13 protein-coding genes are annotated in these 12,422 nt (G+C 34.6%); 9 read left to right on the top strand and 4 right to left on the bottom strand.

Going from position 1 to position 12,422, the window contains the following annotated elements; all coding sequences use genetic code 11:
* Nucleotides 1-27 precede the first annotated feature (27 nt).
* From pgsA to CY0110_RS19540, 4 genes are all read left to right on the top strand, one after another.
* The gene (gene pgsA, locus CY0110_RS19555) at nucleotides 28-564 is read left to right on the top strand and encodes a CDP-diacylglycerol--glycerol-3-phosphate 3-phosphatidyltransferase (protein ID WP_008277264.1); all 537 of its coding nucleotides are present in this window, start codon (nucleotides 28-30) and stop codon (nucleotides 562-564) included.
* A 25-nt stretch (nucleotides 565-589) separates the two neighbouring features.
* Complete coding sequence (gene crtH, locus CY0110_RS19550) at nucleotides 590-2,110, top strand: carotenoid isomerase (RefSeq protein WP_008277263.1); 1,521 nt, start codon at nucleotides 590-592, stop codon at nucleotides 2,108-2,110.
* Nucleotides 2,111-2,372: 262 nt separating this feature from the next.
* Nucleotides 2,373-3,749 carry a sensor histidine kinase gene (locus CY0110_RS19545; RefSeq protein WP_008277262.1) on the top strand — a complete coding sequence of 459 codons (1,377 nt, stop codon included), beginning with the start codon at nucleotides 2,373-2,375 and terminating at the stop codon, nucleotides 3,747-3,749.
* Nucleotides 3,750-3,761: 12 nt separating this feature from the next.
* Nucleotides 3,762-5,444, top strand: a complete 1,683-nt coding sequence (locus CY0110_RS19540) for an ABC1 kinase family protein (RefSeq protein ID WP_008277261.1) — start codon at nucleotides 3,762-3,764, stop codon at nucleotides 5,442-5,444.
* Between the two features lie 31 nt (nucleotides 5,445-5,475).
* On the opposite strand, the gene CY0110_RS28055 is transcribed toward CY0110_RS19540, so the two are convergent.
* The gene (locus CY0110_RS28055; protein ID WP_008277260.1) at nucleotides 5,476-6,219 is read right to left on the bottom strand and encodes a formylglycine-generating enzyme family protein; all 744 of its coding nucleotides are present in this window, start codon (nucleotides 6,217-6,219) and stop codon (nucleotides 5,476-5,478) included.
* 156 nt (nucleotides 6,220-6,375) lie between these two features.
* Between CY0110_RS28055 and CY0110_RS19530 the strand changes: the two genes are divergently transcribed.
* Both CY0110_RS19530 and CY0110_RS19525 read left to right on the top strand, forming a co-directional pair.
* Nucleotides 6,376-7,869, top strand: coding sequence for a TM0106 family RecB-like putative nuclease (locus tag CY0110_RS19530; RefSeq protein WP_035800086.1), 1,494 nt, complete (start codon nucleotides 6,376-6,378; stop codon nucleotides 7,867-7,869).
* Between the two features lie 264 nt (nucleotides 7,870-8,133).
* Nucleotides 8,134-8,370: a hypothetical protein gene (locus CY0110_RS19525; protein ID WP_008277258.1), complete on the top strand. Its 237-nt coding sequence runs from the start codon at nucleotides 8,134-8,136 to the stop codon at nucleotides 8,368-8,370.
* Nucleotides 8,371-8,479: 109 nt separating this feature from the next.
* On the opposite strand, the gene CY0110_RS19520 is transcribed toward CY0110_RS19525, so the two are convergent.
* The gene (locus tag CY0110_RS19520; RefSeq protein ID WP_008277257.1) at nucleotides 8,480-8,680 is read right to left on the bottom strand and encodes a hypothetical protein; all 201 of its coding nucleotides are present in this window, start codon (nucleotides 8,678-8,680) and stop codon (nucleotides 8,480-8,482) included.
* A gap of 143 nt (nucleotides 8,681-8,823) precedes the next feature.
* Between CY0110_RS19520 and CY0110_RS19515 the strand changes: the two genes are divergently transcribed.
* Together CY0110_RS19515 and CY0110_RS19510 are read left to right on the top strand one after the other, a co-directional pair.
* Nucleotides 8,824-9,492: a Fe2+-dependent dioxygenase gene (locus CY0110_RS19515; protein WP_008277256.1), complete on the top strand. Its 669-nt coding sequence runs from the start codon at nucleotides 8,824-8,826 to the stop codon at nucleotides 9,490-9,492.
* A 384-nt stretch (nucleotides 9,493-9,876) separates the two neighbouring features.
* A complete protein-coding gene (locus CY0110_RS19510) occupies nucleotides 9,877-10,515 on the top strand; it encodes an ABC transporter ATP-binding protein (protein ID WP_035800083.1) in 639 nt (212 codons plus the stop codon).
* A 4-nt stretch (nucleotides 10,516-10,519) separates the two neighbouring features.
* On the opposite strand, the gene CY0110_RS19505 is transcribed toward CY0110_RS19510, so the two are convergent.
* Together CY0110_RS19505 and CY0110_RS19500 are read right to left on the bottom strand one after the other, a co-directional pair.
* The gene (locus CY0110_RS19505) at nucleotides 10,520-11,140 is read right to left on the bottom strand and encodes an ImmA/IrrE family metallo-endopeptidase (protein ID WP_008277254.1); all 621 of its coding nucleotides are present in this window, start codon (nucleotides 11,138-11,140) and stop codon (nucleotides 10,520-10,522) included.
* A gap of 3 nt (nucleotides 11,141-11,143) precedes the next feature.
* Nucleotides 11,144-11,491, bottom strand: a complete 348-nt coding sequence (locus CY0110_RS19500; protein ID WP_008277253.1) for a helix-turn-helix domain-containing protein — start codon at nucleotides 11,489-11,491, stop codon at nucleotides 11,144-11,146.
* 174 nt (nucleotides 11,492-11,665) lie between these two features.
* Here CY0110_RS19500 and CY0110_RS19495 point away from each other — a divergent pair.
* Nucleotides 11,666-12,422, top strand: a 757-nt coding sequence (locus tag CY0110_RS19495) for a hypothetical protein (RefSeq protein ID WP_008277252.1), incomplete at its 3' end; no start/stop codon positions are given.

Raw genomic sequence — 12,422 nt, 5'->3', positions numbered from 1 at the left:
AGTGAAAATAAATCTACGTTTTTAACCATGAATTTACCCACTTGGATCACGGTTTCCCGTTTAATAGGACTGCCTTTTTTATTTTATTTCCTCAACACTCCTACCCCTTCCCATCGTTGGATATGTGTCGTTATTTTCCTCATTGCAGCGTCTACAGACTGGGTAGATGGTTATTTAGCGAGAAAGTTAAATCAAGTTACCGAATTAGGGAAATTTCTTGACCCTTTGGTAGATAAATTATTAGTCCTTGCACCCCTTTTAAGTTTAATTTCTTTGCAACAAGTTCCAGCTTGGTCTGTCTTTTTAATTCTAGGCCGAGAAATAGCGATCGCAGGATGGCGTATTAACCCCAACCTCACGGGAAATACTGCCATTCAAGGAGCAAATATGTGGGGAAAATTGAAAACAGTCACCCAAATAATCGCGATCGCACTTTTAATTGCACCCCTTCCCCAACCCTGGGAAACCGTTTCGATTACTGTGTTTTGGTTGTCTGTCGTGTTAACCTTAGTTTCTGGGATTATTTACTTACTTCCTACTGGTAACCTTGAAAAGATAAACTAGAAAAGTTAAGGAATTATAATCAAACATGACTGGGAAATCAACGGCGATCGCAACAAATGATTACGATGTTATTATTATTGGTTCAGGAATGGGAGGATTAGTGACGGCCACCCAACTCGCTGCAAAAGGGGCCAAAGTATTAGTGTTAGAAAAATATTTAATTCCTGGGGGAAGTGCCGGTTATTTTGAACGGGAAGGTTATCGTTTTGATGTCGGTGCGTCCATGATTTTTGGCTTCGGAACAGAAGGGACTACTAACTTGTTAACTCGTGCTTTAGATGCGGTTAATGTCAGCTTAGAAACCATTCCTGATCTTGTTCAAATACATTACCATTTACCCAACAATTTAGACCTAAAAGTACACAAAAATTATGATAAATTTATTGACAAATTAACGGCTAAGTTTCCCCACGAAAAGGTAGGAATTCGCCGTTTTTATGATGAATGTTGGCAAGTTTTCAATTGTCTTAATGCAATGGAATTGCTTTCCTTAGAAGAACCCAGATACTTGATGAGAGTTTTTTTTCAGCATCCTTTTGCTTGTTTAGGATTAGTGAAATATTTACCCCAAAATGTAGGAGATATTGCTCGTCGTTATATCAGTGATCCTGAACTTTTAAAGTTCATTGATATGGAATGTTATTGTTGGTCAGTGGTTCCTGCCGATAAAACCCCCATGATCAATGCTGGTATGGTATTTTCAGATCGGCATTATGGAGGAATAAATTATCCTAAAGGAGGAGTAGGAACTATTGCTGAAAAATTAGTAGAAGGATTAGAAAAATTTGGCGGAAAAATTGAATATAAATCTCGTGTTACTAATATTTTAATGGAAAAAGATAGAGCGATAGGGGTTAGATTAGCCAATGGAAAAGAATATCGAGCAAAACGTATTGTTTCTAATGCAACTCGCTGGGATACTTTTGAAAAATTATTACCTAGCAGTAGAATGCCGAAAAAAGAGATCAAATGGCAACAACGGTATGAAAAATCCCCTAGTTTTCTCAGCCTTCATTTAGGGGTTAAATCTGAAGTTTTACCCACAGGAACGGAATGTCATCATATTTTACTGGAAAAATGGGAAGCAATGGAAGATGAACAAGGAACTATTTTTGTCTCAATTCCTACTCTCCTTGATCCGAGTTTAGCACCTAAAGATCATCACATAATTCATACTTTTACTCCGAGTTATATGAAAGAATGGCAAGGATTTTCTGACCAAGAGTATCAACATAAAAAAGAAGAAGCTGCTAGTCATTTAGTTGAACGGTTAGAAAAGGTTTTTCCTGGATTAATTGAAGGGTTAGACTATCAAGAAGTGGGAACCCCTCGTACACACCGACGCTTTTTAGGCCGAGATCAAGGGACTTACGGACCGATTCCCAGTCGTAAATTACCAGGGTTGCTAGGAATGCCTTTTAATCGTACGGTTATCCCTGGGTTATACTGTGTTGGAGATAGTACCTTTCCGGGTCAAGGACTCAATGCTGTGGCTTTTTCTGGGTTTGCTTGTAGCCATCGTATTGCGGTGGATTTGGGACTATAAACTATTTCTGTAATAGTTGTTATATTTCTTTGCATTTCTTTATGTAGATCTACTGTTGAAGAATAGGGCATTATTGTTGATGATAAGTATATGTTGGTAACTTCTAAAGTTTCGAGTTAATTCTGTTTTTTCTTGGTTATGATAGAAATTGAAACCAGTCACTAAAATGAAATTGATTAATCATAGGATTAGCTCTGAAATCAGTTATCGTCAATTTCCTTCAGATAATTCAACTTTTTATTAGTAAAATGTTCTTAGTAAAATGTCATATCATTCTAAAGATAATGATCTTGAGAAATCTCTACTTCAAGAAATCTTAAACACATTGGATTATGATAAAAATCTTGAAAATTTGACTCAGATTATTACTAACTTTTTTTTAGTAGATTTCTGCTTAATTATTTCTGACTTCAATAATTTAAAATATTTTTATACATTAGAAAACTCTATTAATCACAATTCAGTTATTTCTTTTAAAACAGTATCTAATTTGATGCAAAGCTTTTGGATGATTAATTTAAAATATGAATCAAAAATAAATTCTGTTAGTAACTTAAACCACAAAAAATATCAAAAATTATTACCTTTTTTTCAAGAGATCGAAGTTAAAGCTTTGCTAGGAATAAGTACAAGCTTTAAAGAACAAACTAATGGTATTATCATTTTAGGTAAACAAGAACCTTATCAATGGAGTCAGAAAGAGAAAAAAACATTACAAGAAGTTTCTTCTATTGTAGGAATGGCTTGTTACTTAAGTCAAATAAATACAATTATTAATGAAAAAAATATTAATAAAGAGTCTCCTCTTTTTCAGAGTAATACTCCTAAACCCATAGAAGAAAATCCTATTCTAAAATTTTGGTGGCAAAGCACAAAAAAACAATTAGATAAACAGTTAGAGTGGAATAGAAAAGTTATTTACAATATGATTACTATTATGAGTGATCAAACCCGTAATCCTCTAGCTATTATTAAAATGGTGATCACTGTTTTACGAAGTAAAGAATTATCTCCAGAAGACTTGAACAAACGATTGGCAATGTTAGAAGAAGCTTGGAGTAAGCTGAATAATATAAATGAAAAAATTTTACAATTAAAACATTTAAAATCTCAAAATTCTAGTTGTAATTTAGTTTCTATAAATTTAAAAGAACTGATTATAAGTATCACTGATACTTACCAAAATAAATGGCAAGAAGATGCTAAAAATTCTCTTACACTAAGCATCAACTTTAGTCTTCAACCTCAACAATCGATTAAGACTGATAGTCAACATCTTACAAGGATTATAGAAGAACTATTAATAAATGCTGGTAAATTTTCCGTTCCGAACTCTCATGTTACCTTAGAAGTAAACAAAGAAAATAAAACTAATAATTCACCAATTATTATTACTTTATCTAATCTCAGTGAGTATGGTTGTAAAGACAATACTAATGAATTTTTTGAACCTTTTTATCGAGAACAAATTGTTATCGATAGTGGAATTCCTGGTATCGGAGTAGGATTGAATATTGTTAAAGATTTAGTGGAACTCCTTCAGGGAAAAATTACCATTCATTGTCTTCCCACAGAAAACCCTAAACATTGTAAAATTGTATTTAGATTGGTTCTTCCTCAATCATTATCCTCATCGTAATTTAAACGTTGTATGCTAACTAAACGCGGTTCCTCTAAGTCACTGCGCTGGCAACATTCTCGATATTCGGCCCTTGGCCGTCAATGGGAAGTGTCCTTATTTACGTTTCAATTCTTACTCTTTCTATTATGGGATAAACTATTAAAAAATAATAGCTCAAAACAACGACAAAAAAGAGCAAGATGGTTAGTTAAAAATTTACTCCAACTAGGACCAACCTTTATCAAAATTGGTCAATCTTTATCCACTCGTGCTGATTTAATTCCCTTAGAGTATATTCAAGAATTAAGTCAACTTCAAGATAATGTTCCTCCTTTTAGTACCGAGGAAGCGATCGCAATGATTGAAAGGGAGTTAGGTCAACCGGTTTATGATTTATTTGACAGTTTTGAAATAGAACCTTTAGCCTCAGCAAGTTTAGGACAAGTTCATCGGGCAAAATTATATTCAGGAAAAGAAGTTGTTGTCAAAGTACAACGACCTGGGTTAGAAAAAATTTTTAATTTAGATTTTGAGGTTGTTCACCGTTTAATTCGTATTTTAACTCGTTTTTTTAACTCTTTTAAAAAGTATAATCTAGAAGCAATTTATGAAGAATTTTTTGAACTCTTATTTCAAGAAGTTGACTATATCCATGAAGGAAAAAATGCAGAAAGATTTCGTGATAATTTCAGAGGTTATTCTCAGATTAAAGTTCCTAAAATTTACTGGAAATATAGTACCAAGAAAATTTTGACTTTAGAATATTTACCAGGAATTAAAGTAGATGATCGAGCAGCATTAGAAGCGAATAATGTTAATTTAGATCGTATTATTCAATTAGGAATTTGTTCTTATTTAAAACAATTATTAATTGATGGTTTTTTTCAATCAGATCCTCACCCTGGTAATATGGCAGTTGGTCAACGGGGAGAACTTATTTTTTATGATTTTGGCACTATGGCCGAAGTCAAAACCTTTGCTAAGGATCAGATGATTGAGGTCTTTTTTGCTGTTTTAAAAAAAGATACAGATAAAGTTGTCAATAACTTAGTTTATATGGGATTAATTGAACCCTTAAATGATATGACTCCAGTGAAAAGAATTGTTGCTTTTTTATTGGAGAATTTTCGTGATAAACCGGTTGATGTTCGCGCCTTTGAACAAATTAGTGATGAAGTTTATTTAATGTTCAAAAGTCAGCCATTTCGCTTACCTCCACAAATGACATTTATCCTCAAATCTTTGACCACTTTAGATGGTATTGCCAGAGCATTAGATCCGCAATATAATTTATTAGCAGCGAGTCAACCTTTTGTTAAAAATTTAGCCTTAAGTGGTGGTCGAGGTAGCTTAGTTACAGCCATTGTCAAACAGGCAAAAGGTGTCATTAAAGATACTTTTAGCCAAACTAACACCTCTGAAATATTTCTGAGAGGTTTAGAGGAAAGAATAGATAGAGGAGAGTTACAATTTAGAATCCGCTCTCTAGAAAGTGAAAGATCATTAAAACGAATTAATTTAGGAATAAAAAGTTTAATCTATGCTTGTTTGACAGGATTTGTTTTATTATCTGCTTCTATTTTAATGACAACAATTTATATTAAGTTTGCTTTCATTTGTTTTGGTTTTGCAGGACTATTTAGTTTGTTTTTGTTTAAGTCTTTAGTCTCTTTAATGTTACAAGAAAAAGTAGATCGCTTACTGGAAAAGTAGCATTATCATTAGATATATTTTACTTCAAAAACTAAAGATTAAGTACCATTCTAAAACCTAGTCTATCATGACAAAAAGAAGGCTTCTGAAACCCTCTATGACTACATCTGGGCCATCCACTCGACTGGTATAGGTCTATCCCTCCTCGCCAAATTTTATACTCTCCTATTTCAGGGCCTGTTGGGTTTATTGTTTTAGTTGGGTCGTTGTAACCGTATGTTTCGCCGTAACTATACATTTCCTCATCATACCAATCCAAACACCATTCAGCTATATTCTGCCACATATCCAAACAACCATAGGGACTTTGCCTATCTAGGCGCACACCTACTGGTAAGAGTGTTGTAGAAACTGGAGGAAATTCATACCAGTCTTCTGGTTCTTCATTTCCCCAAGGATAAAGCTGTCCACATTCTCCACGACACGCTTTTTCCCATTGTGCTTCTGTTGGTAGTGCATACTTATCTCCTGTTACTTCTGAGAGCCATTTGGTAAATTCATAAGCATCAAACCAAGTTACATAAGTAATTGGATATAGCTTCCCGTCAGTCTCTTGTTCTATTTCTTTAGGAAAACTCCAATGGTAAGTAGTTGATTGAAGAAACTGTATCCATAAATCTATAGTAATTGGAGTTCGTTGAATTTTATAAGTTGATAACCATATTTTCCTTTCTGGTTCTTCATCTGTTTCAGCTTCAACATCAGTATCCATGTTAGCTCCCATTATAAATGTTCCTTCTAGAACTTCTACTAAATCTAATTTTATTTTGTCCATTTTAATCAAAAAAATCGGCTACTTTTAATAACAAAATTATTAAATTAGCATGAATGTCAGCAAACTCCCCAATTCCTGAAAGAAGAACTCCGAACTAAAGTTACCTTATTTACCTAAACCCTGATAATAATAGAGATAGGAACCTTGTTGACAAAAATGCTAATTACTGATTCTCTCCTACTGGATTATAAACGATGTTCACGCCGTGCTTTTCTCAATATGTATGGTGACCCTACGCAACAAGATCCAGAAAGAGACTTTTTGCAGAAGTTGCGACAAGAAAATAAACGCCACACTGCCTTAGTCTTAAATACTTTCTACCCTCATTATCAACAATCTCATGTCTCTGGACTTAGTTGGAGAGAAAAAGCTGAGGCAACAGAAAAACTTATGCAGCAAGGAGTTGATTGTATCTATAAAGGAATATTAATGGTTGATGATACCTCACAATCAAATTATTGCTCAGAAGAGTCTTTAAGCATTTTTCCTCTGGGTTATGAATATCTAGGGAAACCTCATTTATTAATTAAACAACCCGGTGAATCTAAATTTGGGAATTGGTCTTATTATCCTGTCAGTATTCATCTGGGACGCAAAGCTAAACCAGAATATAAGCTATTAGGGACATTTTATGCTCAATTGTTGGCCATTATTCAACAAACGACTCCTCCTACTCCAGAATTAATTGTCCGTCCCTTGAAACATTCCTCCGTTGATATTATTCAATGGTTACCAAAGTTACAGCTAGTTTTAGACGAATGTGTAACAATGCTTGGAGCAGTCCAAGAACCAGAAGTCTTTATTTCTAGGCAACGGTGTAATCTTTGTCGCTGGCACGGCTATTGCTATAAGATCGCTCAGTCTCAGCAACATCTCTCTTTAGTTCCAGGGGTGACACCGAGTCGTTATCAGTCTTTACAAGAAATTGGAGTCCATACTACTGAGTCTTTAGCGAAAACTAACTTAAACACCATAGAAGAACAAATCGGTAAAAATCTAGCTGAAAAACTGCAACAACAAGCGCGATCGCTAGTTCATAATCGACCTATTCACCATCCTCAATCTCAATATAATCCATCGGACGCACTTTCTAATCAAACCGTTGAACTCTATTTTGATATTGAAGCCGAACCCGAACGAAATTTAGATTATTTATTAGGGGTTGTGGTGGTTAATCGTTTGAACCAAACCCAGACATTTTATCCTTTGTTAGCAGAAACTCCTCAAGAAGAAGGTATCATTTGGCAACAATTTCTAGAGTTAGTCAATCGTTATGATCAAGCGCCTATTTTTCACTTTTCAGACTACGAAAAAGATACCATTCAACGGTTAGGAAACTTATACCAAACCCCTGACTCCCAAATTAAACCTTTACTGTCCCGTTTAGTTGACCTTCATCACTGTGTAACTACCTCCGTAATTTTCCCAGTTGAAAACTACTCTCTCAAGTCCTTGGCCAACTGGTTAGGGTTTCATTGGCGAGATGCTGGAATCAGTGGGGATCAATGTGTTTGCTGGTATGACCAATGGTTAACCACTGGGGATCGCAATTGTCTAGCTTCTATTTTGCGTTATAATGAAGATGATTGTTTAGCCACCCTTCACCTCAAAAACTGGTTAGCTGAGTTCTTCAGTAAAATTGAGTTTTAATGCTAGTAATAAACCCCTAAAACTATAGGAATACCTCAACATTTATTTATAAAAAGAGCTTTATTTTAGGGATAAGTTTGGTCAAGCTTGAAGTTATGCAAAGATTTTTTACAAGATCACCCATAGATAATATAAATTACCTAGATTTTTAGAAAAGTAATGTTATCCTTATAAACAAGACACACACATATTGGGGAATGAGACGTTACGAATCATTTCTTAAGTAATAATCTAATCCAGCCCAACCATTAAAAGGTACCCGCTATGATACTCCCAATTTTCCCACTCTTATTCTTAATCACTTCCATCGGGAGTGTACTTTGGTATCAACGAACAGGAAATGATATTTTCGGAGTCTTAGCGGGTGCCAGTGCTTTAGCTTGTGTTATCTGGGGACTGGTCATTTCCCATTGGTTAATTCATATCCTAAGTTTAATCATTTTACTGAAATTTAGAACGCCTATTCTCAGTGCGATTCAAGTTAAGGTAAATAATAAATAATCCTTTTTTTCTCTCAATTTTGAAGCTTAAAAAGCTGTTGGTAGCCCTGATGTTTTTCAGAAGTCAACCAACAGCTTTTAGTTAGCTAGGGGTCAAAAGGTAATTAGGATTATCCTTCACCACCTTCACCACCTTCAGTCCCTTCAGTCCCTTCTTCGGTAGCTTCAGGTTCAGTTGGGGTAGTTTCCTCGGTAGCGTCTCCAGCAGGAGCATCAGTAGGGTCAGGTGTATCAGTACCACCACCGCCACAAGCACCAAGAGAGGTTACTAAACCAAGGGTCACTAATAGTTGAACAGCTTTAGAATTCATTAATGGTTTCCTCAATTAATCGGATCTTAACTTAAAGCCTCTATTTTAAAAAAGACTCCAAAAAATTGCCAATAAATTTATCTTATATATAACTCATAACTTGGGATAATGGAAAGACATCCACCCATAACTCAATATTAAAGATGATTTTGACCATTGACAACATTCTAACCGCCGAAGAACTAACCCAATTGACGGATACTCTTTCCCAAGGTAACTTTGTTGATGGCCAAACCACCGCAGGATGGCACGCTAAATTAGTTAAACAGAATCGCCAACTCGATAGCACTTCCCCCGATATTAAACCGTTAGAAGAACTGGTTGTTAATGCCTTACAACGGAACTTATTATTTAAACTGGCTATTAATCCTAAACATATTCACTCATTACGGTTCAGTCGCTATGAACCCAATATGCACTACGGAAGTCATACAGATAATGCTGTGATGGGGGGTAAGCAATTTTTTCGCTCTGATGTTTCCTTTACCTTATTCCTGAGTTCTCCTGAGAGTTATGAGGGGGGAGAATTAATCATTGAACAACCGGAGGGTGATCTTTCCTATAAGTTAAATGCAGGATCGATTATGTTGTATCCTTCCACCTTTCTGCATCGGGTAGAAACCGTCAAGACAGGAACAAGATTAGTGGTTGTCGGATGGGTTCACAGTTTAATCCGAGATACGGCTAAAAGAGAAATTTTGTTTGATATTGACACGGTACGCCGTTCTATTTTTGCAAAAGAAGGTAAATCTGTAGAATTTGATTTATTAGCGAAAACCCATGCTAATCTATTACGTCAGTGGGTTGAGTAATGAAGTCAGAAGTCAGAAAAACGCTAACTTTTACACCCTATGAATGTTAGTATGGTTACAAATCATACGCCTACTTACTTCAACATTTTAGCCCCTCATGAAGATGCGATCGCCATGTTTAATAGTTTTATGAGTGAAAACTAATATGAAAGAACTTTACCTGAGACTGGTGAATACAAAATCCAAGTTTACATGATGGGTAGTGCTGCTAGACGTAATGAGAAAGCCAATTATCGTTTTGAAATGATCATCGAGTAATTAATTACAAATGCACGGGTTTAGGAACAATAGAATTAAACCTATCTTGTCTGAGAGTAATTTTAATTTTACTTCTAAAAATAAAGTCTTTTAACATAAAAAATATTGGTAATCAATTATTAAATTATGCTGTATCTCAAAGATATTATGTATCATCCGCCTGCCACTGTTGAGCCGATTTTGAAAACAACTAATTTAGAATTAGGGTCACAAGAATTAGGACTGGTTGTCGGTCCAAGTGGTTCGGGGAAAACAACGTTATTAGAAATTTTAGCAGGGTTAGCCCAACAAACAAAAGGACGCATTTTTTGGCGAGATCAAGAATTAACCTTTTTAGAATTACAACAACTCTGTGGCTTAGTTTTCCAGTTTCCTGAACGGCATTTTTGTGGCAGTAATATTTTAGAGGAATTACGCTTAGGCCATCCAGAAATTACAACTGAAAATATTAGAAATGCGTTAGCAGAAGTTGGTTTACAAGATATTCCCCTTAATACTTCTCCTCATAGACTAAGTGGCGGACAACAAAGACGTTTAGCTTTAGCAGTTCAGTTGATTCGTCAACCTAATTTATTATTACTAGATGAACCAACAGCCGGTTTAGATTGGTCGATGCGGTTACAATTAGCTAAACTTTTATCTAAATTAAAGCAACATTGGACTTTATTAATTGTCTCTCATGATCCTGATGAATTATTGTCCATTGCTGATCGTAGTTGGCGAATTAATAAGGGAGAATTAGCCTCAGTTAATTCAACAGTTTAATCAACTATTTTTTTAATTCAATTTGACGAGAATTTTCTTTTAAATCAATCCATCCTAAATCTTTTAATCGATGAACTAAATTAGAAATAGTTACCCCCAATTCTTCAGTAAGATTATATAGTTCTCTCCACTGTTGTAAGTTGCGATTTTGACATACTTCTTTTAATTTAAACTGAGGCATTAATAAGCAACTAGCAAAATATTGTGCTTGCCATTCAATACCGTTCAAATTCACTTCATTACGACACAATAAGGGGTCAACTTGAATCTTATTTGTATCAGTTAATAAACAGTTTTCCACCCTATTTTGATCAATATGTAATACCCAATGTCCGATTTCATGAGCAATAGTAGATTCTCCAAACCCTCCCCTTAATTCTGGAATTAATTCGTTAATTTCAATGAGTTTTTCTAAGGGTAGAATTCTCGCAGCAATTATGCCTTTTTCATCATTGGGAATACTATCCCAAACTACGTCTAACCCCAAAAATTCCGCGACTCGACTGGCATCTATGGGAAATTTTAAGTCATAGTTAGATGTCTTTTTCATCTCCTGCAAAATGCTATCTGCTTGCTTTTCAATGCTTTTTTTGGGAATAAAACGAAATGGTTTAAATATTTGCATGGTTTACCCCTTCCCATCTTCTTGTATCGCTTGATTAAATATTTTTTCTGCAAATTTGGGATTTTCTTTCATTCTTCTAAACAAAGTGGGCATACTTTTATAGTGTTCTCGCAAAAAGTCTTCATTGTCTTCGGGGAGTTTCCCTGCTAAAAAAATTAACTCGTCTGCATCTAAGTCTAGATAGGCTGCTAAATCTCTAATAATGTCCTCTTTTGGGGAATATTTAGCCCTATCGTTTTCTAACTTGGATAAGTAAGTAAAATCTATCTCTAGCTTTTCGGCTAACTCTCTTTGACTATATCCCTTGTTTTTACGCCTTTGACGTATCACTTGACCAAAACTTTGACTCACGGTTTCTCCTGGGTAACTTTTTTCTTAATCACACTTGACTAAAAAATCAATATTAGTTTACCATAAGAGTGTTGACTAAAAAATCAACTCATCAAACCATTCTCAAGAGTCGAAACAACCTCACCGAAGAGGTTTCCTATTTTTTCAGCATTTAATACCAGGAAAATTACAATTATGGCACAAGAAACCTTAACAGGGACAAAAAAGCAAATTTTGTCTAATTTTACGCAATTCTTAGACAAATATCATCAACAAGAATCGAGTGTTATCACTAAAGAAGAGGAATTAGAAAAGGAAAAAAATAAGCAATTATTAGAGAAAGCTGGTGAATACACCGTTAACAATATTGTTAATAGTATGGCTTCCCTACAATTAGACTTTGGACAAATTATACAAGATTTATCCCAAAATTTAACAACAGAATCCACTAAATTAGATGAACTCAAAAAAGCCATTACAGTTAAACAAGAACAACTACAAAAACTACGTCAAGTGAGATTAGTGGCTGATGCTTTTTATATTTTAAGACAGGAATATGAAGAGAAATCGAGACGATTACAAGAAGAAAGTAATCAACAAAAAGAAAGCTTAGAAAAAGAACAAGAAAAAACAAGAAATATTTGGGAAAAAGAATCTGAAGAATTTACCACAAGAATAGAAGAAGAAGCCGAGTTAATCAATAAGCAAAGAGAACAAGAAGCAGCTAACTATCAATATGAAATCCAAAAATTACGAAAAATGGAACAGGATGAATATGAAGAGAAAAAACGTCAGCAGGAAAGAGAATTACAGTTACTAAATTCAGCTAAAGAAAAAGCTTGGAAAGAACGAGAATCTATATTAGCTCAAAATGCAGAACAATTTGAAGCTAACAAGCAAAAAATAGATGAACTAGAGGCTAAAATCAAAGAAGAGTACAATAAAGCTAAAG

This window comes from Crocosphaera chwakensis CCY0110, assembly GCF_000169335.1.
Lineage (GTDB): Bacteria > Cyanobacteriota > Cyanobacteriia > Cyanobacteriales > Microcystaceae > Crocosphaera > Crocosphaera chwakensis.
The sequence above is the reverse complement of the archived record's forward strand: the minus strand, read 5'-3'. Positions and strand labels throughout refer to the sequence as shown.